General features: G+C 69.9%; 25 protein-coding genes and 1 pseudogene. 14 read left to right on the plus strand and 12 right to left on the minus strand.

The window, feature by feature from the left end; all coding sequences use genetic code 11:
* Both VFA06_RS06785 and VFA06_RS06790 read left to right on the plus strand, forming a co-directional pair.
* A partial coding sequence (locus VFA06_RS06785; protein WP_324839566.1) for a ricin-type beta-trefoil lectin domain protein occupies positions 1 to 446 on the plus strand: 446 nt, incomplete at its 5' end.
* An 85-nt stretch (positions 447 to 531) separates the two neighbouring features.
* A complete protein-coding gene (locus VFA06_RS06790) occupies positions 532 to 831 on the plus strand; it encodes a DUF6401 family natural product biosynthesis protein (protein WP_324839567.1) in 300 nt (99 codons plus the stop codon).
* A gap of 80 nt (positions 832 to 911) precedes the next feature.
* Here VFA06_RS06790 and VFA06_RS06795 read toward each other — a convergent pair whose 3' ends face one another.
* The 7 genes and pseudogenes from VFA06_RS06795 to VFA06_RS06820 form a co-directional block, all read right to left on the minus strand.
* A complete protein-coding gene (locus VFA06_RS06795; protein ID WP_349260080.1) occupies positions 912 to 1781 on the minus strand; it encodes a mechanosensitive ion channel family protein in 870 nt (289 codons plus the stop codon).
* A 169-nt stretch (positions 1782 to 1950) separates the two neighbouring features.
* Positions 1951 to 3294: a hypothetical protein gene (locus tag VFA06_RS06800; protein ID WP_324839569.1), complete on the minus strand. Its 1344-nt coding sequence runs from the start codon at positions 3292 to 3294 to the stop codon at positions 1951 to 1953.
* A gap of 32 nt (positions 3295 to 3326) precedes the next feature.
* A pseudogene (locus VFA06_RS25845) lies at positions 3327 to 3431 on the minus strand (MBL fold metallo-hydrolase); the annotation flags it as partial.
* A gap of 2 nt (positions 3432 to 3433) precedes the next feature.
* Positions 3434 to 3697: a Txe/YoeB family addiction module toxin gene (locus VFA06_RS06805; RefSeq protein ID WP_324839570.1), complete on the minus strand. Its 264-nt coding sequence runs from the start codon at positions 3695 to 3697 to the stop codon at positions 3434 to 3436.
* Positions 3694 to 3966 (minus strand): type II toxin-antitoxin system Phd/YefM family antitoxin, encoded by a 273-nt coding sequence (locus VFA06_RS06810; protein ID WP_324839571.1) that lies wholly within the window; start codon positions 3964 to 3966, stop codon positions 3694 to 3696. The genes VFA06_RS06805 and VFA06_RS06810 overlap by 4 nt, the downstream gene beginning before the upstream one ends.
* A gap of 94 nt (positions 3967 to 4060) precedes the next feature.
* Complete coding sequence (locus VFA06_RS06815; RefSeq protein ID WP_324839572.1) at positions 4061 to 4714, minus strand: MBL fold metallo-hydrolase; 654 nt, start codon at positions 4712 to 4714, stop codon at positions 4061 to 4063.
* Positions 4715 to 4738: 24 nt separating this feature from the next.
* Positions 4739 to 5500, minus strand: a complete 762-nt coding sequence (locus tag VFA06_RS06820) for a maleylpyruvate isomerase family mycothiol-dependent enzyme (protein ID WP_324839573.1) — start codon at positions 5498 to 5500, stop codon at positions 4739 to 4741.
* Positions 5501 to 5672: 172 nt separating this feature from the next.
* Here VFA06_RS06820 and uvrA point away from each other — a divergent pair, with 172 nt between their 5' ends.
* From uvrA to VFA06_RS06880, 12 genes are all read left to right on the plus strand, one after another.
* Positions 5673 to 8540 (plus strand): excinuclease ABC subunit UvrA, encoded by a 2868-nt coding sequence (gene uvrA / locus VFA06_RS06825; RefSeq protein WP_324839574.1) that lies wholly within the window; start codon positions 5673 to 5675, stop codon positions 8538 to 8540.
* Between the two features lie 242 nt (positions 8541 to 8782).
* On the plus strand, positions 8783 to 9262 hold the full coding sequence (locus VFA06_RS06830) for a Rieske (2Fe-2S) protein (protein WP_324839575.1): 480 nt from the start codon (positions 8783 to 8785) through the stop codon (positions 9260 to 9262).
* Positions 9263 to 9391: 129 nt separating this feature from the next.
* The gene (gene uvrC, locus VFA06_RS06835; RefSeq protein ID WP_324839576.1) at positions 9392 to 11410 is read left to right on the plus strand and encodes an excinuclease ABC subunit UvrC; all 2019 of its coding nucleotides are present in this window, start codon (positions 9392 to 9394) and stop codon (positions 11408 to 11410) included.
* Between the two features lie 128 nt (positions 11411 to 11538).
* Positions 11539 to 12447, plus strand: a complete 909-nt coding sequence (gene rapZ, locus VFA06_RS06840; RefSeq protein WP_414639840.1) for an RNase adapter RapZ — start codon at positions 11539 to 11541, stop codon at positions 12445 to 12447.
* Positions 12444 to 13442, plus strand: coding sequence for a uridine diphosphate-N-acetylglucosamine-binding protein YvcK (locus VFA06_RS06845; RefSeq protein ID WP_324839578.1), 999 nt, complete (start codon positions 12444 to 12446; stop codon positions 13440 to 13442). Before rapZ ends, VFA06_RS06845 begins: the two co-directional genes overlap by 4 nt.
* A gap of 237 nt (positions 13443 to 13679) precedes the next feature.
* Positions 13680 to 14678 carry a DNA-binding protein WhiA gene (gene whiA / locus VFA06_RS06850; RefSeq protein ID WP_324839579.1) on the plus strand — a complete coding sequence of 333 codons (999 nt, stop codon included), beginning with the start codon at positions 13680 to 13682 and terminating at the stop codon, positions 14676 to 14678.
* 328 nt (positions 14679 to 15006) lie between these two features.
* The gene (gene gap / locus VFA06_RS06855) at positions 15007 to 16032 is read left to right on the plus strand and encodes a type I glyceraldehyde-3-phosphate dehydrogenase (protein ID WP_324839580.1); all 1026 of its coding nucleotides are present in this window, start codon (positions 15007 to 15009) and stop codon (positions 16030 to 16032) included.
* A 127-nt stretch (positions 16033 to 16159) separates the two neighbouring features.
* A complete protein-coding gene (locus VFA06_RS06860) occupies positions 16160 to 17356 on the plus strand; it encodes a phosphoglycerate kinase (protein ID WP_324839581.1) in 1197 nt (398 codons plus the stop codon).
* Between the two features lie 2 nt (positions 17357 to 17358).
* A complete protein-coding gene (tpiA, locus tag VFA06_RS06865) occupies positions 17359 to 18150 on the plus strand; it encodes a triose-phosphate isomerase (protein ID WP_324839582.1) in 792 nt (263 codons plus the stop codon).
* 109 nt (positions 18151 to 18259) lie between these two features.
* Positions 18260 to 18490 carry a preprotein translocase subunit SecG gene (gene secG, locus VFA06_RS06870; RefSeq protein ID WP_324839583.1) on the plus strand — a complete coding sequence of 77 codons (231 nt, stop codon included), beginning with the start codon at positions 18260 to 18262 and terminating at the stop codon, positions 18488 to 18490.
* A gap of 203 nt (positions 18491 to 18693) precedes the next feature.
* Positions 18694 to 19029, plus strand: a complete 336-nt coding sequence (locus VFA06_RS06875) for an RNA polymerase-binding protein RbpA (protein ID WP_324839584.1) — start codon at positions 18694 to 18696, stop codon at positions 19027 to 19029.
* Between the two features lie 50 nt (positions 19030 to 19079).
* Complete coding sequence (locus tag VFA06_RS06880; RefSeq protein WP_324839585.1) at positions 19080 to 20222, plus strand: DUF2332 domain-containing protein; 1143 nt, start codon at positions 19080 to 19082, stop codon at positions 20220 to 20222.
* A gap of 9 nt (positions 20223 to 20231) precedes the next feature.
* On the opposite strand, the gene VFA06_RS06885 is transcribed toward VFA06_RS06880, so the two are convergent.
* From VFA06_RS06885 to tal, 5 genes are all read right to left on the minus strand, one after another.
* The gene (locus VFA06_RS06885; RefSeq protein WP_324839586.1) at positions 20232 to 21041 is read right to left on the minus strand and encodes a maleylpyruvate isomerase family mycothiol-dependent enzyme; all 810 of its coding nucleotides are present in this window, start codon (positions 21039 to 21041) and stop codon (positions 20232 to 20234) included.
* Positions 21042 to 21122: 81 nt separating this feature from the next.
* The gene (gene pgl, locus VFA06_RS06890; RefSeq protein WP_324839587.1) at positions 21123 to 21923 is read right to left on the minus strand and encodes a 6-phosphogluconolactonase; all 801 of its coding nucleotides are present in this window, start codon (positions 21921 to 21923) and stop codon (positions 21123 to 21125) included.
* The gene (gene opcA, locus VFA06_RS06895; RefSeq protein ID WP_324839588.1) at positions 21920 to 22933 is read right to left on the minus strand and encodes a glucose-6-phosphate dehydrogenase assembly protein OpcA; all 1014 of its coding nucleotides are present in this window, start codon (positions 22931 to 22933) and stop codon (positions 21920 to 21922) included. The genes pgl and opcA overlap by 4 nt, the downstream gene beginning before the upstream one ends.
* A 58-nt stretch (positions 22934 to 22991) precedes the next feature.
* Positions 22992 to 24539 carry a glucose-6-phosphate dehydrogenase gene (gene zwf, locus VFA06_RS06900; RefSeq protein ID WP_349260083.1) on the minus strand — a complete coding sequence of 516 codons (1548 nt, stop codon included), beginning with the start codon at positions 24537 to 24539 and terminating at the stop codon, positions 22992 to 22994.
* Positions 24540 to 24631: 92 nt separating this feature from the next.
* Positions 24632 to 25771, minus strand: a complete 1140-nt coding sequence (gene tal, locus VFA06_RS06905; protein WP_324839590.1) for a transaldolase — start codon at positions 25769 to 25771, stop codon at positions 24632 to 24634.
* Between the last annotated feature and the right edge of the window lie 14 nt (positions 25772 to 25785).

The following is a 25785-nucleotide window of genomic DNA, read 5'->3' on the forward strand; positions in this document are numbered from 1 at the left end:
GGGCGGCTGCGTCGACCTCGGCGCCTCCGTCATACGACGGGACCGCGACCTCCTTCGTCACCGAACCGGTCGGACCGATCACCTCGGGCATCGCGGGCAAGTGCGTAGACGACGCCCGCTCCGGCACCGGCAACGGCACGCACATCCAGCTCTACACGTGCAACGGAACCGGCGCGCAGAACTGGACCGTGGTCCCCGACCACACGCTGCAGGTGTTCAACAAGTGCATGGACGTGATCGGCGGCGCCACCACGCCGGGCACGAAGATCCAGCTCTACACCTGCAATGGCACGGCAGCGCAGCAGTGGGTCGCCAACTCGGCGGGCCAGCTCGTGAACACCGGCTCCGGCCTGTGTCTCTATGCCAGCACGACCAACGACACCGACCAGTTGCAGATCTACACCTGCACGCCGGGAGCCGCCGACGAGACGTGGACGCTGCCGTGAGACCACCCGAATAGATTCACCCATCCGGGCTACATGTATTGTTACTCGCTACCTGTTTGCAAGATCGAGGAGGAGTGAACGCGCCGTGACGGACAGTACTTATCCCGGCACGCCCCCGCTCGCCGCGATCTTCGAACAGTTCGGTCGCCGCCTCCCGGAGTTGGCGTTCGAACCGTGGCTCGTCGCCGCGGTCGACCAGCACGCGGCCGCAGTGCGCGATGTCGTTCACGGGCATCGCTCGCTGCGTGAGGCGCTGTCCGACTACGTACTCGGGTTCACCGACGCTCTGCATGAGATGGGCTGGTTGGCGCACGAAGGGTATGACTTCGCGACCCTGCGCCTGACGGCCATATGCCACTTCATGCGTGAGTACGGCGTCAGTTGAACGTGGAGCACAGCTGATCATCGAACACAGCGTGAGCGCTGCCTGACCGGCAGCGCTCACGCCTATCCTCTCCGCGTACTTCAGCCCATCGGCGGGTTGTCGGGCGACCCCGGCGCCATGCCGGGTCCGCTCTGCCCCATGCCGCCGCTGCCCATCTGCCCAGTGCTGCCCATCTGCCCAGTGCTGCCCGGCATGGACGGCGCAGGCGTGGGGGTCGTCATGCCGGCGCGGCCGGACAGTGCATCGGACCGGCCCTGCTGGTACGCGCTGATCCCGCCGGCCGCGGTGCGCGCGTCGCGCTCGGCGCTGTCCAGCATCCGCTCCCAGCGCTGCCGCATCGGCATCACCAGGCCGCCGCCGACGCCGACCACCACCACGCCGACGATCGCCGCGAGCACCGCCACCAGGATCGGCCCGGTGATCGCGGTGGCGATCCCCGCCTGCCCGAGCGCCGCGATGATGCCGATGCCCAGGATGAACACGGACGCGAGCGTCGCCAGCACGTTCCCGTAGGAGAGGCTGGAGAGCGCGCTACCGACCAGGTCGCGCACCGCCCGCGCGATGAACGCGGCGACCACCACGATCGCGATCGCGACCAGGCCGCGCGGCAGCCAGGCCACCACGCCGTTGATCATGGTGCTGACCGGGTTCGTGCCGAACACCCCGATCGCCAGCTGCAGCGTGACGAGCAGCAGCGCGTAGTAGACCACCTTGCAGACCAGGGCGGTGGTGTCGTACTTGCTGTTCGCCAGCGCCCTGCTGATCCCGCCGCGCTCGGCCATCCGCTCGAAGCCGACCTTGCGCAGCACCGCGTCCAGCGCCCGCGCGAGCAGCCGGGAGATGAACCAGCCGATCGCCAGGATGACGAGGAAGCCGACGAACTTCGGGATGAACCTGGCCACCGCGCTCCACGCGTCGGTCACGCCCTGGCTGAAGTTGATGGAGGCCATGGGAAGCTGATGCACGTTTCACCGCCTGCTCTCCGAATCGGGCCGCGCCCGACGCGCGGATTGCCTACACAAACCGTCGTAACACGGTGCATATAGGTCTTGCGCGCAGGGTGATCCGAATGGGTGTCAGACAGGCGCCCGATCGAGGGCCGGCGGCCCTGACAGCGCCTCAGCCTTCCGCTGGCGGCTGTGCTCCCCGCTGTTCTGGCTTCTTGCGCATCCGGTAGTGCAGAACCATGAAGGGAAGGCCGAAGACCCAGAAGGCGTGCTCCGCGCGCAACTCACCGTCCTCGACGTACACGTCCAGTTCCTCGGCGAAGCCTTGAACCGCCGCCGTCGTAAGTTCCCGGCTCTCGGCGTCGATGTACGTGAGGTAGTGCCCCGGGTGCTTAAGTTCGCTGCGGCTGCTCAAGATTAGCCCGCCGCCCGGCCGCGGCCTCGGCGCGAGCGTCGCCGTGAAGCTGGCCTGGGGGAGCGGGAAGCCGACGCTGACGTACCCGCGGTCCTCGTGGCGGTACGTCGTGTAGATGCCGATGTAGATCGGCTCGTCGGTGTCCGCGAAGGAACGGATCCAGCCGCGTACCGCGATCACGTCCTCGTCCGGCGCGGAGATGGTGTCGATACGACTGCGGATACCGCGCTGTGTCTCGCGCTGGTTCATCGGCACGCTCGCCTGCCCGAGCGGACGCGCCAGCAGATTGCGGTACAGCAGGTAGCCGGGGCGGACCCACAGCCGCCACTCGGGCACGATGTCGAGCATGAAGCGCGTGGTGTGCTCGTAGAACTCGCGTACCCGTGGATCGACGAGCGCCGGATCGAATTCGGGTCCGGCCAACGCGTCGAGAGACGCGACGATCCCGACGTCCGGGGCGTCGGCGGTATACGTCCCGCCGAGCACGTCAGCCAGCTCCCTGACGTACCCGGTGCCGACATACCGGTTCCGCGACTCCAGCGGCACGACGAACGGCAGGTCCTCAGCGTGTACGCGCTCTGCCAGCATGCTGATCTGGGGATCGCGGAACAGCAGGGCCGAAAGCACTCGGAACGACGCCACGGTCGTCGTCGCGACCACGGCGGGCGCCGCGGGTCGTCGCCGCAGCGCAAACGCGCCGCCTACCGCGGCCCCGAGGACCGGACCCAGCGCCACCTTCTGCGGCCGCAGCCCGAGTGCTCCCGCCGCCGCGCCGCTCACCGTGCCCACGGTCACCGGCCCGGCACCGGTCGCCCGGCCGGCGGCCCAGGCCGCGGGAGCGGTCATCGCGCCGCTGGCCAGGATGCGCGACCACAGCTCGGGGATCTGGCCGGGCCGCTGCCGCGCGCGCGAGACGGCCTCCGCGGCGCCCAGGCCCAACGCCCCCGCGGCGGCGCCCAGCACCCCCGCGCGAAGGCCGCGATGCCCCGCCAGCGCCGCGCCCGCCGCGGCCCCCAGCGCGCCCGCCGTCAGTACCTGTTGTTTCCTACTCGGCCCCGTTCCGCCGCCGCTTCTACCGCCCGCCCCACGCTCAGTCGCCACGCGCGTAACCTACCGCGCCGCGTCAGCCCTCTTCACCACCCGCGCTGCCGCCACTCCTCCAGATGCGGCCTCTCCGCGCTGTCGCGGTCGAGCGATGCGAACCGCTCCGGATCCTTCTGCGTGTTGCCGACCCCGCCGGTCACTCGCTGTAGTGGTAGCGCGCCTTGAGGATCTTCACGTCCTTCTCGTCGGCCCTATAGATCAGTCGGTGTTCGTCGTCGATGCGGCGGGACCAATACCCGGAAAGGTCACCTTTCAGCGGCTCGGGCTTGCCGATGCCGGTGCGTGGGTCGCGCTGAATCTCCTTGATCAGCCGGACGATGCGCACGGCCATCTTCCGGTCAGCGCTGAGCCAGAACTGGAAGTCTTCCCAGGCGTCCGGGTCGAAGTGGACGCTCCTCAACCGTCACCCGCCAGCGCTTCCAATTCGTCCATGGTCTTGGCGACGTCGGGTGCGCCTGCCTTGTCGCGGGTCACGGCTTCCATCAGCCGCCTGGCATTCGCGGGCGACCGCAACAGGTAGATGGTCTCCTGCCAGGAGTCGAAATCGGCGGCGGACATGAGGACCGCATCTCCGGTCTTGTGCTTGATCCGCACGGGCACGTGGTCGTCGTTGACCTGCTGGATCAGAGGGAACAGCTGACTGCGGGCCTCGCTGGCGCTTATGGCCATACGGCTTCGCTCCCTTCATCCTGGTACAGGAATATCGTACCAGCATCGTACAGGAAAGTCGTACGTGACAGACTCCTCGGTGTCGCGGCTGCGCTCACCACCCGCGCTGCCGCCACTCCTCCAGATGCGGCCTCTCCGCGCCCAGCGTCGTGTCCCGTCCGTGCCCCGGGTACACCCAGGTCTCGTCGGGCAGCACGTTGAAGATCTTCTCCACGACATCGCGGTAGAGCGATGCGAACCGCTCCGGATCCTTCTGCGTATTGCCGATACCGCCGGGGAACAGGCAGTCCCCGGTGAACAGGTGCGGATGACCTTTCGGGTCGTCGTAGAGCAGGGCGATGGAACCCGGGGTGTGACCGACCAAGTGGATAACGCGCAGCGGGATGTTGCCAACGTTGATCGTTTCGCCGTCGCGCAGGCGCAGGTCGGTATGGACCGGGATGCCGTCCGCGTCGTATTCGCCTGCTGCGGTACGCGCACCGGTCGCGTCGACGACGGCTTGCAAGGCCTGCCAGTGGTCCCCGTGCTGATGGGTCGTCACCACCGCCGCGAGCGAGCTGCCGATCGTCTGCAGGAGGCGGTCCGGTTCCGCCGCCGCGTCGATGAGCATCTGCTCGTCCGTTTGGCGACAGCGCAGCAGGTACGCGTTGTTGTCGTAGGGGCCGACCGCAACCTTGGTGATCATCAGCGGGGCGAGTTCGCGCACTTCCGCGGGGCCGCCGACCGTCACGTTGCCGTGGTAGCTCATGAGCCGTCCTTTCGCTTCGGGCCGTCAGTTCCAGGCCGGCAGGGTGGGCAAAGCGTCGAAGGGCTCGACGACCAGGCCGTCGCCGTTGCTGCGGCCGATCAACCAGGCCAGCAGCGCCGGCTCGGGGCCGCGCACCAGCAGGTGGTCCTTCTCCCTCGGGTCGCAGCCGACGCCGACGGTGCGCGTCGTGTCCTCGGCGTAGAGCCGGAAGGGCGTCTCGACCTTCGTGGGATAAGCCGGGTTGGTAAACCGCTCCGCCGCCATCTCCAGCGCGGGGCCGGTGAATTCCGCCGGCCAGTGCGCGGGGGAGAAGCCGAGGTCGAGATCGACGTGGTGGACGTAGACCTCCTCGAGGCGCCACCACGGGATGCGCGCGGCCCGCTGGGGCCCTCCGACAGGCCGCTCGACCTCGGCCTCCCACTGCTCGGGCGTGAGGCGGGCGGCCGCCTCGATGAAGCGCTGTCCGGCCTCGCGCAGGTCGGTGGTCAGCTGCGCCGCGGTGCGTCCGGCTCCGGCCTCGATGTCCTTGTTGCGCTGCCCCGGGTTCGGGTACGCCTCGTGCCGCTCACCGGTCGCGGCCCAGGTCAGCAGGTTGCACAGGGCGTCGGCATTGCGGGCCAGGTGGGTCAGCAGGTGGCCGCGGGTCCAGCCTTCCAGCGCGCACGGCTCGCGCGCCGCCTGGTCGTCGAGGCGCTCGGCCGTGCCGAGCAATTGGGCCGTCGCCTCGGTGATCTCGGCCAGCAGGGCGGTCGGGTCGAAGTCCGGGGAGCGCGGATCAATCGTCATGGCTCTACTCTGGCGCAGCCCGGCCCGGCGGCGCCACGGAAGGCGCGCGTCGGGAACATGGGCGAGCCCCGAGCGCTTATCCGGAACGAAACAAGTCTGTCGGTGGGTCCGCCTAGCATGTTTGGGGGAGCGTTGGGCGGGTTCAAGACAGTCGGAAGTATGGGAGCCACCGGTGACGGACAAGCTGGTCGTGCGTGGGGCGCGCGAGCACAATCTGAAGGACGTCTCGCTCGATCTGCCGCGCGACGCCCTCATCGTGTTCACCGGTCTGTCCGGCTCCGGCAAGTCCTCCCTCGCCTTCGACACGATCTTCGCCGAGGGCCAGCGGCGCTACGTCGAGTCGCTGTCCGCGTACGCCCGCCAGTTCCTCGGGCAGATGGACAAGCCCGACGTCGACTTCATCGAGGGCCTGTCTCCCGCGGTGTCCATCGACCAGAAGTCCACCTCGAAGAACCCGCGCTCGACCGTCGGCACCATCACCGAGGTCTACGACTACCTGCGTCTGCTGTATGCGCGCGCCGGGCGGCCGCACTGCCCCGAATGCGGGCGGCCGATCGCCCGGCAGGCCCCGCAGCAGATCGTCGAGCGCGTGCTCGAACTGGAGGAGGGCACCCGCTTCCAGGTCCTCGCGCCGGTCATCCGCGAGCGCAAGGGCGAGTACGGGGAGCTGTTCAAGGACCTGCAGACCAAGGGCTACAGCCGGGCGCGGGTGGACGGCACGGTGATCCAGCTCGCCGAGCCGCCGGTGCTCAAGAAGCAGGAGAAGCACACGATCGAGGTGATCGTGGACCGGCTCGCCGTCAAGGAGTCGGCCAAGCGGCGGCTGACCGACTCGATCGAGACCGCGCTGGGCCTGGCCGGCGGGATGATCACGCTGGACTTCGTGGACCTGCCCGAGGACGACCCGCAGCGCGAGCGGATGTACTCGGAGCATCTTTACTGCCCGTACGACGATCTGTCCTTCGAAGAGCTTGAGCCGCGCTCCTTCTCGTTCAACTCCCCGTTCGGCGCCTGCCCGGAGTGCACCGGCCTCGGCATCCGGATGGAGGTCGACGAGGAGCTGATCATCCCGGACCCTGAGCTGTCGATCGCCGAGGGCGCCATCGCCCCGTGGACCGCGGCCGGGCAGGGCTCCGAGTACTTCGGCCGGCTGCTCGAGGGCCTGGCCGACGAACTCGGTTTCGACCTGGACGCCCCCTGGCGCAAGCTGCCGCCCAAGGTGCGCAAGGCGATCCTGCAAGGCCACAACCACAAGGTGACGGTCAGTTACACCAACCGCTTCGGCCGCACCCGCAGCTACTCCACCGGCTTCGAGGGCGTCATCCCGTGGATCGAGCGCCGGCACGCCGAGGCCGAGTCGGACAGCGCCCGCGAGCGGCACGCCGGATACATGCGCGAGGCGCCGTGCCCGGCGTGTAAGGGCACTCGGCTCAAGCCCCTGGTTCTCGCCGTCACCTTGGGCGAGAAGGCCGACGGCGACGGCGGCGGCAAGTCGATCGCCGAGGTCGCCGCGATGCCGGTCGGCGAGTGCGCGCGCTTCCTCAAGGAGCTCAAGCTCAGCTCCCGCGAGGCCCAGATCGCCGAGCGGGTGCTCAAGGAGGTCAACGAGCGGCTGCAATTCCTGGTTGACGTCGGCCTGGACTACCTGTCCCTGGACCGCGCCTCGGCCACCCTGGCCGGCGGCGAGGCCCAGCGCATCCGGCTGGCCACCCAGATCGGCTCGGGCCTGGTCGGCGTGCTGTACGTGCTCGACGAGCCGTCCATCGGCCTGCACCAGCGCGACAACCACCGGCTGATCGAGACCCTGGTGCGGCTGCGCAACCTCGGTAACACCCTGATCGTGGTAGAACACGACGAGGACACCATCAAGGTCGCCGACTGGGTGGTGGACATCGGCCCGGGCGCGGGCGAGCACGGCGGGCACGTGGTCGTCTCCGGCCCGGTCTCCGACCTGCTCGACTCGGAGGACTCGCTCACCGGCGCGTACCTGTCCGGCCGGATGCGCATCGAGGTGCCCAGCCAGCGCCGCCCGGTGGACCCGAAGCGGGTACTCACCGTGCACGGCGCGCGCGAACACAACCTCAAGGACATTGACGTCAGCTTCCCGCTCGGCTGCTTCGTCGCGGTCACCGGCGTCTCCGGCTCCGGAAAGTCCACGCTGGTCAACGACATCCTCTACACGCACCTCGCCCGCGAGCTGAACGGAGCGCGCGCGGTCCCGGGCCGGCACACCCGTGTCGCAGGGGTCGAGCACCTGGACAAGGTCGTGCACGTCGACCAGTCGCCGATCGGCCGCACCCCGCGCTCGAACCCGGCGACCTACACCGGGGTGTTCGACCACATCCGGCGGCTGTTCGCCGAGACCACCGAGGCGAAGGTGCGCGGCTATCTGCCCGGCCGGTTCTCCTTCAACGTCAAGGGCGGCCGCTGCGAGAACTGCCAGGGCGACGGCACCATCAAGATCGAGATGAACTTCCTGCCGGACGTGTACGTACCCTGCGAGGTCTGCCACGGCAAGCGCTACAACGAGCAGACCCTCCAGGTGCACTACAAGGGCAAGACCATCTCCGAGGTGCTGGAGATGCCGGTCGCCGAGGCCCTGGAGTTCTTCGAGGCCATCCCCGGCATCGCCCGGCACCTCAAGACGCTCAACGACGTCGGCCTCGGCTACGTGCGCCTCGGCCAGAGCGCGACCACGCTGTCCGGTGGCGAGGCGCAGCGGGTGAAGCTGGCCTCGGAGCTGCAGCGCCGCTCCACCGGCCGGACCGTGTACGTGCTCGACGAGCCGACCACCGGCCTGCACTTCGAGGACATCCGCAAGCTGCTCGGGGTGCTCGGGCGGCTGGTGGACTCGGGCAACTCGGTCATCGTGATCGAGCACAACCTCGACGTGATCAAGACCGCGGACTGGATCGTGGACATGGGCCCGGAGGGCGGCAGCGGCGGCGGCACGGTGGTCGCCGAGGGCACCCCCGAGCAGGTCGCCAAGAACAAGAACTCGCACACCGGCCGGTTCCTCAAGGAGATCCTGGCCGGCTGATACGGCCACGCGCGCACCGCGCCGCTCGACGCGGCCCGCCCCGACCCGACCCGACCGGGCCGGGAGCGGGCCGTGTCCGCGGGTAAACGTCCGGGAAACTTTCCCGCCCGATCACGGCCGACAGGTCCATGATCTGAACCACCGCGTGAACTCATCCGTTTTCAGGACACCGTGACAAAGTCGGGCGGTCAGCGTGGATACGCTGTCGCCCGACATCGCTTTTCTCGTGGAGGAAGTCTCTGATGGCCCTGGAAACCACCGAGCAGCAGACCGCCGAGACGACCGAGGCCTGCTGTGGTTCGAGCCACTGCGGCTCCAGTCGCAGGACCGTGCTGCGCGCGGCCGGGGTCGGTGGAGCGGCCGTGGCCATCGGCCTGACCGCCGCTGCCTGCGGCAGCTCGTCGAGCGGCTCCCCGGCCGCCAGCTCCGGCAACAGCGCCCTCGCCGCGACCTCGGACATCCCGGTGGACGGCGGCAAGATCGTCAACGCCGACGGCGGCATCGTGATCACCCAGCCCGCCTCCGGCACCTACAAGGCGTTCACCGCGATCTGCACCCACTCGGGCTGCACCGTCGGCTCGGTCTCGGACAACCAGATCACCTGCCCCTGCCACGGCTCCGTGTTCAGCGCCAAGGACGGCTCGGTGATCAACGGGCCGGCCCAGGCACCGCTGGCCGCCAAGAACATCAAGATCGACGGCGGCCAGATCTTCCTGGCCTGATCCCACGCCGCCCCACCCGCCCCATTCCGTCCCGCCCCGTTCGCCTGTGGTCCCGGCTCGCGGGGCGGTGTTGTGCCGGGGTGCGGCGGACGGCGTCTCGCTGTCACCTCCGCGCACTAGGGTGGGGTTGTGACCGATCCGGCGACCTACCGGCCGGCCCCCGGCTCGATCCCCACCCAGCCCGGGGTCTACAAATTCCGCGATCCGCGCGGCCGCGTCGTCTACGTCGGCAAGGCCAAGAACCTGCGCTCGCGGCTGTCGAACTACTTCCAGGACCTCGCCGCGCTGCACCCGCGCACCCAGGCGATGGTGACCACCGCGGCTTCCGTCGAGTGGACCGTGGTGACCACCGAGGTCGAGGCGCTCCAGCTGGAGTACGCCTGGATCAAGGAGTTCGACCCGCGGTTCAACGTCAAGTACCGCGACGACAAGTCGTACCCGAGCCTCGCGGTCACCGTTGGCGAGGAGATCCCACGCGTCCAGGTCATGCGCGGACCGAAGCGCAAGGGCGTGCGTTACTTCGGCCCCTACGCTCACGCCTGGGCGATCCGCGAGACCGTGGACGCGCTGCTGCGCGTCTTCCCGATGCGCAGCTGCTCCAACGGCGTCTACCGGCGCGCACAGCTGTCCGACCGCCCCTGCCTGCTCGGCTACATCGGCAAATGCTCCGCGCCCTGCGTCGGCCGGGTCACCCCCGAGGAGCACCGCCGGATCGTCGAAGACTTCTGCGCCTTCCTCGCCGGGCACACCGCTTCGTACACCAAGCGGCTGGAAACCGAGATGAAGCAGGCCGCCGCCGAGCTCGAATTCGAGAAGGCCGCCCGGCTGCGCGACGACCTGGCCGCCCTCGAACGCGTCCTGGAGAAGAACGCCATCGTGCTCGGCGACGGCACCGACGCCGACGTCATCGGCATCAGCGAGGACGAACTCGAGGCCGCGGTGCAGGTCTTCCACGTGCGCGGCGGCCGGGTGCGCGGCCAGCGCGGCTGGGTCGTCGACCGGGTCGAGGAGCTGGACACCGGCGGCCTGGTCGAGCACTTCCTACAGCAGCTCTACGGCGAGCAGTCCGGCGAGGCGGTGCCACGCCAGATCCTCGTGCCGGCCCTGCCCGAGGACAGCGCCGCGATCTCCGCGTGGCTGACCGTGCTGCGCGCGTCCAACGGCGGCTCGTCCCACGCCTCCGGCCAAGTGGACCTGCACGTGCCCCGCCGCGGCGACAAGCGCGCCCTGATGGAAACGGTCGAGCGCAACGCGAAGCAGGCCCTCGCCCTGCACAAAACCAAGCGCGCCTCCGACCTGACCACGCGCAGCCAGGCGCTCCAGGCCATCGCCGATGCCCTCGGCATGGACCAGGCCCCGCTTCGCATCGAGTGCTACGACATCTCCAACCTGCAGGGCACCAACGTGGTCGCCTCGATGGTGGTCTTCGAGGACGGGCTGCCGCGCAAATCCGAGTACCGCAGATTCACCATCAAGAGCTTCGAGGGCCAGGACGACGTGCGCTCGATGCACGAGGTGCTGACCCGCCGCTTCCGCCGCTACCTCGCCGAGACCGCCAAGCGCGGCGAGGCGCTGCTGCCCGAGGCCGCAGAAGGAGAAAGCGAGCCGGAGGAGTCCGAGAAGCTGAGCCGCAGCGCCTACCCGCCGCAGCTGGTCCTGGTCGACGGCGGTCCGCCGCAGGTCGCCGCGGCGGCCCGGGCCCTCGGCGAGCTCGGCATCGACGAGATCGCGGTCGCCGGCCTGGCCAAGCGGATGGAGGAGATCTGGCTGCCCGGCGAAGAGGACCCGGTGATCCTCCCGCGCCAGAGCGAGGCCCTGTACCTGCTGCAGCGGGTGCGCGACGAAGCGCACCGGTTCGCGATCACCTTCCACCGGCAGAAGCGGTCGAAGGCCATGACGGTCAGCGCGCTCGACCGGATCCCCGGCCTCGGCGAAGTGCGGCGCAAGGCGCTGGTGAAACACTTCGGCTCGGTCAAGGCGCTGCGGTCGGCGACCGCGGAACAGCTGGCCGAGGTGCCCGGCATCGGCCCGGCCACCGCGGCCACGATCGCCGCCGCGCTGGCCGAGCAGAAGGCCACGGCGACGGCGCCGCGTCCGTATGCGATCAACACCGCCACAGGTGAGATCATCGAAGAGGGTGACAATTAGGGGCCGTTCGGTCCGCGTTCGGGGGCGGACGGCAGGCCGGTCGTGGCAGGCTCAGCACAGCCGGCTCTGAGACAACTGAACACTTCAGCACCACCGGCAACGCCGAGTCCAAGGGGGACTGAGAGACGATGGTGAGCGCCGCAGCGAGCGCGACGGAAGCGGAACCGCCCGGCGGCGAGCCGCCCGAGCTCGTCGTGATCTCGGGCATGTCCGGGGCCGGCCGGTCCACCGCCGCCAAGGTACTCGAAGACCTCGGCTGGTTCGTCGTGGACAACCTCCCGCCCAGCCTGATCCCCACCATGGTGGACCTGGCCGCGCGCACCCAGGGCAGCGTGCCGCGGATCGCGGTGGTCGTGGACGTACGCGGCCGCTCCTTCTTCGAGCACTTGCACGAGGCGCTGGAGCAGATGGACTCCGGTGGCCTGCGTCACCGCATCGTCTTCCTCGAGTCCGCGGACGACGTGCTGGTGCGCCGGTTCGAGAACGTGCGCAGGCCGCACCCGCTGCAGGGCGAGGGCCGGATCACCGACGGGATCGCCCGCGAGCGCGAGCTGCTGCGCGAGCTGCGCGGCGAGGCGGACCTGGTGCTCGACACCTCCAGCCGCAACGTGCACGAGCTGCGCGCCGTGCTGGAGAGCGTGTTCTCCGGCTCCGCGGAGACCGAGCTGCGCGCCACAGTCATGTCGTTCGGCTTCAAGTACGGCCTGCCGGTCGACGCGGACCTCGTGGTGGACTGCCGGTTCCTGCCCAACCCGCACTGGATTCCGGAGCTGCGGCCCAGGACAGGGCTCGATCGCGAGGTGAGCGAATACGTGCTCGCACAGCCCGGGGCGAAAGACCTGCTCGAGTCCTACAGCGAGGTGTTGCGCACCATCACCGCCGGGTACCGAAGGGAGGGAAAGCGTTATCTGACCCTTGCGGTAGGGTGCACCGGCGGGAAACACCGCAGCGTCGCGATGGCCGAGCAGATCGCGGCGCGGTTGATCGACGACGGCGTGGATACCACCGTGGTCCACCGGGACATGGGACGCGAGTGATCGAACCCGAAGACAGCGCGCGCGACGCTGAGACGGCCCACGTCCCGCCGGATCAGCCAACCGTCGTCGCGTTCGGCGGTGGCCACGGTATGTACGCCTGTCTTTCCGCGCTGCGCCGGGTCACCAACCGGCTCACCGCGGTGGTGACCGTCGCCGACGACGGCGGTTCCAGCGGCCGCATCCGGCGCGAACTGGCCGTGCTGCCACCAGGCGACCTTCGGATGGCGCTCGCCGCGCTCTGCGGCGACGACGAGTGGGGCCGCACCTGGGCCAACGCCTTGCAGCACCGCTTCTCCGGCGACGGGCAGCTGGCCGGCCACGCACTCGGCAATCTGCTCATCGTCGCGCTGTGGGAGCAGCTCGGCGATCCGGTCGGCGCGCTCGACCTGGTCGGCCGGCTGCTCGGCGCACAGGGCCGGGTCCTGCCGATGTCGGCGGTGCCGCTGGAGATCGAGGCGACCGTGCGCGGCGCCGACCCGCGCTATCCCGCCGCGATCACCACCGTGCGCGGGCAGCACGACCTGGCCAAGACCCCCGGCGAGGTGCTCGCGGTGCGGCTGCTGCCGGAGAACCCGCCGGCGGTGCCCGAGGCGGTCACCGCGATCCACGAGGCGGACTGGGCGATTCTGGGCCCCGGCTCCTGGTTCACCAGCGTGCTGCCACACCTGCTCGTGCCCGAGCTGGCCGAGGCGCTGACCACCACCCGCGCGCGTCGCATGCTGGTGCTCAATCTGGTGCCGCAGAAAGGCGAGACCGACGGCTACACCGCCGCCGATCACGTCGAGGTGCTCGCCGCGCATTCGCCGGCGCTGCGGCTGGACGCGATCGTGGTCGACCCCAGCTCGATACGCGGCCACGACGAGGCGCAGCAACTGGCGAAGGCCGCGGCCATGCTCGGCGCGCAGGTGCACACAGTCGAAGTCGCCGCGGAAGGCGGATTGCCTTACCACGACCCGGAACGGCTCGCGAGCGCGCTGCGTCCCCTTCTGGTGTAGTCGTCCGGACGTCGGTCCGGAGTCCTTTCGGTCACGGCGCTGCGGATTGCGCCGTCCGAGTGTCATCCTGACCAGTGACGTGCACGCGGATAGGGAAGGTCCGCGGGGCACGGGCCGTTACGCTACAGCGGTGCCCGGCCGGGCGGATCTTCGTCTCGTCGTTCCAGGGCGCCGCGGCAGTGCACGCCCGGGGAACCGGGGGATCCGAAAACAGGCGAGCGAGGAGGCCGCGAGGCGATGGCGATGACCGCGGCGGTCAAGGACGAGCTGAGCCGGCTCACGGTGGTGAAGCCGTGCTGCCGGAAGGCGGAGGCCGCCTCGCTGCTGCGCTTCGCAGGCTCCATCCACCTCGTGCAGGGCCGTATCGTGATCGAGGCGGAACTCGACACCGCGGCCGCCGCCCGGCGGCTGCGCAAGGACATCGCCGAGGTGTACGGGCACACCTCCGAACTCGGCGTGATGGCTCCCGGCGGCCTGCGGCGTGGCAGCCGGTACATCGTGCGCGTGGTGAAGGACGGCGAGGCGCTGGCCCGGCAGACCGGCCTGGTCGACGGCTGGGGCCGGCCGATCCGCGGGCTTCCGCCGCAGGTCGTCTCCGGTTCCATCTGCGACGCGGAGGCCGCGTGGCGCGGCGCCTTCCTCGCGCACGGCTCGCTGACCGAGCCCGGCCGCTCCTCGGCGCTGGAGATCACCTGCCCGGGGCAGGAGTCGGCGCTCGCCCTGGTCGGCGCGGCCCGGCGGCTCGGCGTGTCCGCGAAGAACCGCGAGGTGCGGGGCGTGGACCGGGTCGTGGTCCGCGACGGGGACGCGATCGGCGCGCTGCTGACCCGGCTCGGCGCGCACGAGTCGGTGCTGGCGTGGGAGGAGCGCCGGATGCGCCGCGAGGTGCGGGCGACCGCGAACCGGCTGGCTAACTTCGACGACGCGAACCTGCGGCGTTCCGCGCGCGCGGCGGTGGCGGCGGGCGCCCGGGTCGGCCGCGCGCTGGAGATCCTCGGCGCGGAGGCCCCGGAGCACCTGGCCGTCGCGGGCAGGCTGCGCCTTGAGCACCGTCAGGCGTCGCTGGAGGAGCTGGGCGCGCTCGCGGAGCCGCCGCTGACCAAGGACGCGGTGGCCGGTCGGATCCGCAGGTTGCTGGCCCTGGCCGACCGGCGTGCCGCGGAGCTGGGCGTGCCCGGCACCGAGGCCAGCCTGACGCCGGAGCTGTTCGCCGAGGCCGGCATCGGCGCGGAGTGACGCATGGGCGGCGCTGAAACCGGCGGGTAAGTTAACAGGCCCGCACCAGGAGGGTTACGCGTCGCCGAGTCGGAGCGGTCGCGTTCCGAGAGGCCGAGCGCAGCTGTGGCGGCACGTCCGGTATGAACGTGTTCTGACATGCGGTCTGCGGGCGTGCGATTTTGTTGTTTCAAACCTTGTTACCAGCAGGTAATACCAACATCCGGGCCGGTTGGCTTAGCCATCCTTTGCCGCGATAAGTTGAGGTCGACTAAACGGATATCACCGGCATGCCGTGTCGGGAGCGTGCGGATCCCCGGCCGGCGTGCATGAGCGAGGAGACCGGTTCGTGACGACCCGCGTTGGTATCAACGGCTTCGGCCGCATCGGCCGCAACTTCTTCCGGGCCGTGGTGGCCTCGGGCGCCGACATCGAGATCGTCGGCATCAACGACCTGGCCAAGCCCGAGATCCTGGCCCACTTCCTCAAGTACGACACCACCCTGCGCCGCTTCCCGGGCACCGTCGAGGCCACCGACGACACCCTGGTCATCAACGGCAAGGCGATCAAGGTGGTCTCCGAGCGCGACCCCGCCGCGCTGCCGTGGAAGGAGCTCGGCGCCGACGTCGTCGTCGAGTCCACCGGCCTGTTCACCAAGGCCGCCGACGCCCGCAAGCACATCGAGGCCGGCGCCCAGAAGGTCATCATCTCCGCCCCGGCCAGTGACGAGGACATCACCATCGTCATGGGCATCAACGAGGGCAAGTACGACGCGGCGAACCACCACGTGATCTCCAACGCGTCCTGCACCACCAACTGCCTGGCCCCGCTGGTCAAGGTCCTGCTCGACGAGTTCGGCATCGAAAAGGGCCTGATGACCACGATCCACGCGTACACCACCGAGCAGCAGCTGCTCGACCAGATCGCGCTGACCCGCAAGGGCACCATCGACCTGCGCCGCGCCCGCTCGGCCGGCCAGTCGATCATCCCGACCTCCACCGGCGCAGCCCGCGCGATCTCGCTGGTCATCCCCGAGGTCAAGGGCAAGCTGGACGGCTTCGCGTTCCGGGTGCCGGTGCCGGTCGGCTCGATCACCGACCTGACCGTCGACCTGTCCCGCGAGACCACCAAGGACGAGGTCAACGAGGCCTTCAAGAAGGCGGCCGCCGAGGGCCCGCTCAAGGGCTTCCTGCGCTACACCACGGACGAGATCGTCTCCGCGGACATCGTCACCGACCCGTCCTCCTGCATCTTCGACTCGAAGCTGACCCTGGTGCAGGGCAACCAGGTCAAGGTGGCCGGCTGGTACGACAACGAGTGGGGCTACTCGAACCGCCTGGTCGACCTGATCAGCCACGTCGGCGCGCAGCTGTAGCCAGGCCCTCGGGCTAGGGCCGCACCGCCCGCAATGGGTGTGCCACCCGGCCGGGTCAGTCATCGGACCCGCACGAGAGAATTGCTCGTGCGGGTCCTGGCATGCACGTCCCCACTCAGGAGTAGCGATGAAGACCATTGACGATCTCGAGGTCTCCGGCAAGCGGGTGCTGGTCCGCGCCGACCTCAACGTGCCGCTGGACGGCACGCGCATCACCGACGACGGCCGGATCCGCGCGTCGGTGCCCACGCTCAAGGCGCTGCTCGACCGCGGCGCGAAGGTCATCGTGACCGCGCACCTCGGCCGCCCGAAGGGCGTGGACCCGGAGGCGGACAAGAAGTACTCCCTCGCCCCGGTCGCGGTCCGGCTCGGCGAGCTGCTCGGCAAGCCGGTCGCCTTCGCCGCCGACACCGTCGGCGAGTCGGCCAAGGCCACCGTCGCCGCGCTGGCGGACGGCGAGATCGCGCTGCTGGAGAACGTCCGCTTCAACCCGGCGGAGACCAGCAAGGACGCCGTCGAGCGTGGCAAGTTCGCCGACCAGCTCGCGCAGTTCGCCGACCTGTTCGTCTCCGACGGCTTCGGCGCGGTGCACCGCCGGCACGCCTCGGTTTACGACATCGCCGAGGACCTGCCCAGCGCCGCCGGCTACCTGATCAACGCGGAGCTGGCCGTGCTCAAGCGGCTCACCGAGGACGTCGAGCGCCCGTACGCGGTCGTGCTCGGCGGCTCGAAGGTCTCCGACAAGCTCGGCGTCATCGACAACCTGCTGGACAAGGCCGACCGGATCCTGATCGGCGGCGGCATGGTCTTCACCTTCCTCAAGGCCCAGGGCCACGAGGTCGGCACGTCGCTGCTCGAAGAGGACCAGCTGGAGACCGTCACCGGGTACCTGGAGCGGGCCAAGGACAACGGCGTGGAGATCGTGCTGCCGGTCGACATCGTCGCCGCCACCGCGTTCGCCGCCGACGCCGAGCACGAGGTCGTCGCGGCCGACGCGATCCCGGCCGACCGGATGGGCCTGGACATCGGCCCGGAGTCCGGCAAGCTGTTCGCCGCCAAACTGGCCGGCACGAAGACCGTGTTCTGGAACGGCCCGATGGGCGTGTTCGAGATGGAGCCCTACGCCGGCGGCACCCGCGCGGTCGCGCAGGGCCTGATCGATTCGGGCGCGTTCACCGTGGTCGGCGGCGGCGACTCGGCCGCGGCCGTGCGCACCCTCGGCTTCGACGAGGCCGCGTTCGGCCACATCTCGACCGGCGGCGGCGCGTCGCTGGAGTACCTGGAGGGCAAGGCATTGCCCGGAATCACCGTCCTGGAAGGCTGAGCATGGCCGACTCGCGCACCCCGCTGATGGCGGGCAACTGGAAGATGAACCTCAACCACTTCGAGGCCATCGCGCACGTCCAGAAGCTCGCCTTCTCCTTGACCGACAAGGACTACGCCGCGGTCGAGGTCGCGGTGCTCACCCCGTTCACCGACCTGCGCTCGGTGCAGACCCTGGTCGACGGCGACAAGCTGAAGATCAAGTACGGCGCGCAGGACGTCTCGCAGCACGCCTCGGGCGCGTACACCGGAGAGGTCTCCGCGGCCATGCTGGCCAAGCTCGGCTGCGCGTACGTCGTGGTCGGGCACTCGGAGCGGCGCCAGTACCACGGCGAGACCGACGAACTGGTCGCGGCCAAGGCCAAGGCGGCGCTCGGCAGCGGCGTGAGCCCGATCGTGTGCGTCGGCGAGGGGCTGGAGATCCGCAAGGCGGGCGAACACGTCGCGTACACGCTGACCCAGCTCGACGGCTCGCTCGCGGGCCTTTCCGCGAAGCAGGTCGAGCAGTCCGTGATCGCGTACGAGCCGGTCTGGGCGATCGGCACCGGCGAGGTGGCCACCCCGGCCGACGCGCAGGAGGTCATCGGCGCGATCCGCGGCCGGCTCGCGGAAAGTTTCTCCGCGGAGACCGCGCAGAAGGTGCGCATCCTGTACGGCGGCTCGGTCAAGGGCTCGAACGCCGCGGGGATCATGGCCGAGGCGGACATCGACGGCGCGCTGATCGGCGGCGCCTCCCTGGACGCGGAGGACTTCGTGCGGATCGTGCGTTACCGGGATCAGGCCGTCAACTCCTGACCGACGAGTACTGCCAGGGCGAAGCGACTGGTCTGCGAGGACGCAGGACAGGTAAGCTCGACCCCGGCCCCCGTCCCCGAGTCGCCGGTAGTAGAGAGAAGAACCGCACGTGGTCATCGCGCTTGAGGTCATCCTCGCAGTCACCAGCCTGCTGCTGATCGTCTTCGTGCTACTGCACAAGGGCAAGGGCGGCGGCCTCTCCGACATGTTCGGCGGCGGCTTCACCTCGCAGCACGGCGGTTCCTCGGTGGTGGAGAAGAACCTGGACCGGATCACCATCGTGCTCGCGGTGATCTGGATCGCCGCGATCATCGCGCTCGGCATCAACTACAAGCCGTAGCCCCGGGACCGGCCGGAACGCAGCACGTTGACGCGCCGTCATCCTCCTCGAAAGGGATGACGGCGCGTTATATTGTCTGACATATCCAGATCCCCTCCGGCTGGAACCGAGACGACCGCCGTACACGTCTCCGTTTTCGCTCGTACACTGGTGCATCGCGCACCGTACGGGGGCGAGGATCGATCCTGTCAGGGAGAGCAACAGTGGCTAGTGGCAACGCGATTCGCGGCAGTCGGGTCGGCGCCGGACCCATGGGGGAAGCCGAGCGCGGCGAGACGGCCCCCCGGATCTGGATAAGCTTCTACTGCTGCAACGGTCACGAGACCAAGCCGAGCTTCGCGTCCGAGGCACAGATCCCGGACACCTGGGACTGCCCGCGCTGCGGCTTCCCGGCCGGTCCGGACCAGGACAACCCGCCGGCCCCGCCGCGCACCGAGCCGTACAAGACGCACCTCGCGTACGTGCGCGAGCGGCGCTCGGACGAAGACGGCGAGGCGATCCTGGCCGAGGCGCTGGCCAAGCTACGCGGCGAGGCCTGAGCCTGAGCAGCACCGCCGGGCCCGCGCGGCGCGTTGGTTAAGATCGGCCTGTGTCTGAGGCCCTGCGCAACTTCCAGCTGTTCCTGGTCGAAGAGGCGGCCAAATCCTCGCCGCTGTACACCGCGCTGACCATGCTCGTCTCGCGGGACCTTGAGGACGGCGGCCCGATCGGCGACGTGCTGACCGCGGCGCCGGAGCGGCAGCGGATCCCCAACCTGCTCTTCGCGGCCGTACACCGCACGCTGTTCGACGAACCCGACAGCGAACTGGCCGCGTACTACCCGTCGCTGGGCGGCACCCGGCCGCCGGACGGCGCGCTGGCAGAGACCTTCACCCGCTTCGTGCTGGAGCACCGGGAGCGGATCGAGCAGGTGCTGGCGACCGGCGAGACCCAAACCAACGAGGCACTGCGGGCGGCGCAGCTCTTTCCGGCCTTCGGCTGGGCGCAGGCGTGCACCCGGCGGGCGCTCAGCCTGATCGAGGTCGGCGCCAGCGCCGGATTGCTGCTCCACGCCGACCGATACGCATACGTATACGAGTTCGAAGACGGCAGTGAGCTGACGGCGGGGGAGGGGAGCGCGGACGGCGTTCCGGCCCTGCGCACCGCAGTACGCGGCCCCGCGGACGTGGCGGCCAAGGCGCTGGCTCCGTTCGTCACCAAGAATCTGCGCGTCGCCTCGCGGGTCGGCTTGGACATCAACCCGCTGGATCCGGCCGACCCGGACGCCCGCGCCTGGCTGGACGCGTTGATCTGGCCGGAACACGCCGAACGCCGCGAACGCCTGCGCGGGGCGCTCGCCCACGCCGCCCGCCGACCGGTCCGGCTGCGCAAAGGCGACGCACTGCGCACGCTGCCCGACGCGGTGGACGGCGTCGCGGACAACGCGATCCCATGCGTCTTCACGTCGAACTCGCTGGGCCACTGGACCCGCGAGGGCCGCGCCGGTTTCGTCGAGCTGATCCGCCGGCTCGGCGCGCAGCGCGATCTGGTCTGCATCGTGAAGGACCAGTACCACGTGGGACTCGGCCTGTTCACAGGCAAGCCCGACGAGCCCACCGACGGCGCACCCGGCTCCCACTACGAGGTGCTCGGCGCGGCCGTCTTCCTCGGCGGCAGGGAACAGCTCTTCCGGCTCGGCTCCTGCGAACTGCACGGCGTCGGCCTGACCTGGTCGCCGAAGCCGGTCGGCTGACCGCCGGGATTACTGGGTCAGCGCAACCGTGATCCCCTGGAACTGCGCGAGCAGCAGGGGATCGCCGCAGACCGAGGCCTGCGGGCCGTCCTGCGAGCGGTTCCACAGCCAGCGCAGTACCGCCTCGGGCGAGCCGGAGACGGTCAGCGCGAAGTCGGCAGGACCGGCGGCTTCGCCGTCCTCGAAGTCGGCGGCCGTGATCCCAGTCGGGTGCGCGGAGACGGTCCAGGAGGCTCCGTTGTCCGTGTGCACGAGGATCGGCCGCTCGTCCGGGGCGCTGAGCAGCTCGCCGATCTCGTCGGCCCAGGCGATGCTGCCGTAGCCGAGGAACAGCTTCAGATGTTCGTCGATCCCGTCGAGCGCCAGGTCGTCGGGCACCGGCGTGACCGCGGTTCCGGCGCCGAGTTCGGCGTCGATCCGGTGGATGACAGTCTCCTGCGCCATGCGCCGGATCCAGAATCCGACGGTCTGGTCCGGCTCGTGCCAGGTCGCCGCGTGATCCCCGGGGGAGTGCGCGGCGAACTGGTTCTCGAGTTCGGCGAAGTTCTCGTCGAGCGCGGCGACCGGGTCCGTCGGGATCTCCCGCGGCCACTCGTCCGGGAATGCCCCAAGCCTGATGCACTCGGCCTTGTGCATGTACACCTTGGCCACGTGTTCAGCGAGGTCTGCGACGGTCCAGTCGGGGCAGCTGGGCACCCGCGCCTTCGCGTCGCTTCGTTCGACCGCCGCGCGCAGCAGTCGGAAGTCCTCGCGCAGGCACTCGTGCAGCCGTGGAAAGTCCATGGCCCCATCGAAGCAGACGAGGCCGAAAGTGAGCATCGGGATATCGCAGCGAGGCGCCGCTCCCGACCGAGTCGGGTACGCGGCGCCCCGTGCTTAACGCTCGCGCGCTGCGGGTTGTTACGGCGAGGCGAGCCGGTTCAGCCCCGGCGGCAGATCGGCCGCGCAGGCCCGGTCGATCAACCACAGGGTCCTGACATTGCCCCGGGCGCCGGCCGCGGGTACCTGCACCCGGCCGCCGCCGGAAAGCGCCATGTGTGCGGCCGCCGCCTTCTCGCTGCCCGCCGCCACGATCCACGCCTCGCGGGCGCTGCGGATCGTGCGGAAGGTGAACGAGAGCCGGTCCGGCGGGGGCTTCGGCGAGTTGTGCACCGGGATGACCGAGGGCTCCTCCTCGTACACGCCGGGGTGCTCCGGGAACAGCGAGGCGACGTGGCCGTCCGGGCCCATGCCGAACAGCTCGACATCGAACTCGGGCACATCGCTGTCCGGGGCGGCGAACCGGGCCAGTTCCGCCGCGTACCGCTCGGCAGCGGCCTTCGCGTCGTTCCCGTCTGGCCCGTCCGTGGACGGCATCGCGTGCACGAACGCCGGGTCGAGGTCCAGCTTGTCCAGCAGGGCCTCGCGCGCCTGCGTGACGTTACGCTCCGGGTCGCGCTCCGGCAGGAAACGCTCGTCGCTCCACCACAGGTGCACCCGCCTCCAGTCCACCGCGACGCGCGCGGGCAGCTCGGCGACCGCGGCCAGCGAGCCGATGCCGACCGAACCGCCGGTCAGCGCCAGGTGCGCCTCGTCCCTGGCCGCCAGCACGTCCACCAGCTTCGTCACCAGCCGCGCCGCCACGGCCTGCGCCAGAACCTGCGCGTCCCGGTGGACGATGAGCTCGGGCGTCGCTCCGGCGCGGCCGTCTTCGGCAGTCAAGACGACTCCTCCACGGCGTCCACCTGCACCGGCTTGGGCTCGCCGAGCCTGGCCGCCTCCTTCGCCGCCTTCTCCACGGTCGGCCCGGCGACCTTCAGCGGCTCGGTGAACGGCACATCGATGTCCTGGAGCAGCTTCGCGTACACGTCGTCCGGGTCGAGGCGGCGCAGCTCCTCGGCGATCAGCTCGGCGGTCTCCCGGCGCTTGAGCGCGACCGGGCGGTCCGGCTGGCCGGGCACCGAGAGCGTGGCCAGTTCGCCGTCCGGGCGGGTCAGCGCGATCGGGCCGTCCGGGGTCATCAGCTCCACGCCGGTGATGCCGGGGCCCTCGTCCGCGGTCCGGCTCACCGGAACGCCGAGCCGCTGGCGCAGCCACACCGCGAGCACGCGCGCCGAGGGGTTGCCCTCCTCGCCGGAGACCGCCGCCCCGGTGATCTTGCGCGGGAACTGGTCGAGCGCGGCCGCGAGCATCGAGCGCCACGGGGTGATCCGGGTCCAGGCCAGGTCCGTGTCGCCGGGGGCGTAGCCGGCGGCGCGGGCGCGCAGCTTGGCCATCGGCTTGTGGTACTCGGCCGCGTCGGTGATGCGGCGCTGCGCGAAGCGGCCCAGCGGGTCGTTCTTGGGCACGTCCGGGCCCTCGTCCGGCCACCAGGTCACCACCGGCACGTCCGGCAGCAGCAGCGGCATCACGACCGCGTCCGCGTGCGCGGAAAGCTCGCCGTAGAGCCGCAGCACGATGACTTCGCCGGGTCCGGTGTCGTCGCCGACCCGCACTTCCGCGTCGAGCCGCGTGCGGGCCACCTCGGGACGGGCCACGGCGACGATGATCCGCGCCGGGTGCTCGCGCGAGGCGGCGCTGGCCGCCTTCATCGCGTCGTAGTGGTGCCGCTCCTCGGTGGAGATGATGAGCGTCAGCACCGCGCCGGTGGTCGGCGAGCCGGCCCGCCGCCGCGCCTGCACCAGCGTCGCGCCGATCTTGCTCGCGCTGGTGTCCGTAAGGTCGATGATCATCGTTGCGCCCCCGGCACGGGACCGACGTCGGTCAGGTCGATATTGCGCTTACCGAAAATCATGGCCTTCTCCAGGAGCGTCCGTCGCGGGCCAGCATCTCGTCGGCCTCGGCCGGGCCCCAGGTGCCGGCCTCGTACTGGGCCGGCTTGCCGTTCTTCGCCCAGAATTCCTCGATCGGGTCGAGGATCTCCCAGCCGAGCTCGACCTCCTCAAGCCGCGGGAACAGCGGCGGATCGCCGAGCAGCACGTCGAGGATCAGCCGCTCGTAGGCCTCGGGGGAGGACTCGGTAAACGCCTCGCCGTATTGGAAGTCCATCGACACGTCGCGCACCTCCATCGAGGTGCCCGGGACCTTCGAGCCGAACCGCACGGTCACGCCCTCGTCCGGCTGCACCCGGATGACCAGCGCGTTCTGCCCCAATTCCTCCGTCATCGTCGCCGTGAACGGAAGGTGCGGCGCCCGCTGGAAGACCACCGCGATCTCGGTGACCCGGCGGCCGAGCCGCTTGCCGGTGCGCAGGTAGAACGGCACGCCGGCCCAGCGCCTCGTGTCGATCTCCAGCTTGATCGCGGCGTAGGTGTCGGTGATCGAGTCCTTGGCGATGCCGTCCTCGTCGAGGAAGCCGATCACCTTCTCGCCGCCCTGCCAGCCGCGTGAGTACTGCCCCCGCACGGTGTGCAGGCTGAGATCCTCCGGCAGCTGCACGGCGGAGAGCACCTTGACCTTCTCGGCGAAGATCGCGTCCGCGTCGAAGGAGGTGGGCTCCTCCATCGCGGTCAGCGCCATCAGCTGCAGCAGGTGGTTCTGGATCACGTCACGCGCAGCGCCGATGCCGTCGTAGTAGCCCGCGCGCCCGCCGATGCCGATGTCCTCGGCCATGGTGATCTGCACGTGGTCGACGTAGTTGCGGTTCCAGATCGGCTCGAACATCTCGTTGGCGAAGCGCAGCGCCAGGATGTTCTGCACCGTCTCCTTGCCCAGGTAGTGGTCGATGCGGAAGACCGACTTGGGCGGGAAGACGTCGTTGACGACCTTGTTCAGCTCCTTGGCGCTGGCCAGGTCATGCCCGAACGGCTTCTCGATGATGACCCGGCGCCAGGTGTTCTCGCCGCCGTCGGCCAGGCCGGACTCCTTGAGCTGGCGCACCACGCCGGGGAAGAACTTCGGCGGGACCGAGAGGTAGAACGCGTGGTTGCCGTTCGTCCCCCGCAGCCGGTCGAGCTCCTCGATGGTCTCCTTCAGCTTCTCGAAGGCGGCCTGGTCGCCGAACTCGCCGGGCACGAAGCGGAAGCCCTCGGCCAGCTGCTTCCACACCTCGTCGCGAAACGGGGTGCGCGCGTGTTCCTTAACCGCGTCGTAGACCACCTGCGCGAAGTCCTGGTTCTCCCAGTCCCGGCGGGCGAAGCCGACCAGGGCGAAGCCCGGGGGCAGCAGGCCGCGGTTGGCCAGGTCGTAGATGGCCGGCATCAGCTTCTTGCGGGACAGGTCGCCGGTGACGCCGAAGATCACCAGGCCGCAGGGCCCGGCGATGCGCGGCAGCCGCCGGTCCTGGGCGTCGCGCAGCGGATTGGCCCAGTCGGTCCCGGCGTGCTCCTGCGCATTCATCTGCCGGTGCGCGATCGACTCGCCGAACCCGCCCTTGTGGGAGGTGGCGGCGGCGGCCGCCCCGGGGGCGGCCGCGCTGGGAGACTGCGTGCTCACGCGGCCTTCTCTCCCTGGTTCACCGCTGCGGACGCCTCCTTCTCGAGCTCGGCGCGCACGGCGTCGAGCAGCTCCTTCCAGGAGACCTCGAACTTGTCGACGCCCTCGTCCTCGAGCACCTGAACCACGTCGTCATACGAGACGCCCAGGGCTTCGAGGTCGGCGATCACCTTGCGCGCCTCCTCGTAGGTGCCGTGCACCGCGTCGCCGCTCGGCTCGCCGTGGTCGGCCTCTGCGTCGAGGGTGGCTTCCGGCATGGTGTTCACGACGCCGGAGACGATCAGGTCGTCGACGTACATCGTGTCCTTGTAGGCCGGGTCCTTCACGCCGGTGGAGGCCCACAGCGGCCGCTGCGGCTTGGCACCCTTAGCGGCCAGCGCCTTCCAGCGGTCGGAGGAGAAGACCTCCTCGTACGCCTCGTAGGCCAGGCGTGCGTTCGCGACGGCCGCCTTGCCCAGCAGCGCGGTGGCCTCCGGCGAGCCGATCTTCTTCAGCCGCTTGTCCACCTCGGTGTCCACCCGGGACACGAAGAACGAGGCGACCGAGGCGATCTTGGACAGGTCGTGGCCGTTGGCGTAGGCCTGCTCCATGCCGTCGAGGTAGGCCTCCATGACGGCCTTGTACCGCTGCAGCGAGAAGATCAGCGTCACGTTGACGCTGATGCCCTCCGCGAGGGTCGCCGTGATCGCGGGCAGGCCCGCCTTCGTCGCCGGGATCTTGATGAACACGTTGTCCCGGTCCACCAGCCACCACAGCTGCTTGGCCTCGGCGACGGTCGGCGCGGTCTTGTGCGCCAGCCGCGGGTCCACCTCGATCGAGACCCGGCCGTCCTGGCCCTCGGAGGCGTCGTAGGCCGGCCGCAGGATGTCGGCGGCGTTGCGCACGTCCCGGGTGGTGATCATCCGGATCGCTTCCTCGACGGTCACCTCGCGCACCGCCAGCTCGCGGATCTGCGGGTTGTACACCGCCGAACCGCTGATGGCCTTCTGGAAGATCGTGGGGTTCGTGGTGACGCCCACCACGTTCTTCTCGGTGATCAGGGACGCCAGGTTGCCGGACTCGATGCGTTCCCGGCTCAGGTCGTCGAGCCAGATCGCGACTCCGGCGCCGGACAGTTTCTCAAGACGCTCACTCATGAATTCTCATCTCC

The organism is Actinocrinis sp. (genome assembly GCF_035653575.1).
Taxonomy (GTDB): domain Bacteria; phylum Actinomycetota; class Actinomycetes; order Streptomycetales; family Catenulisporaceae; genus Actinocrinis.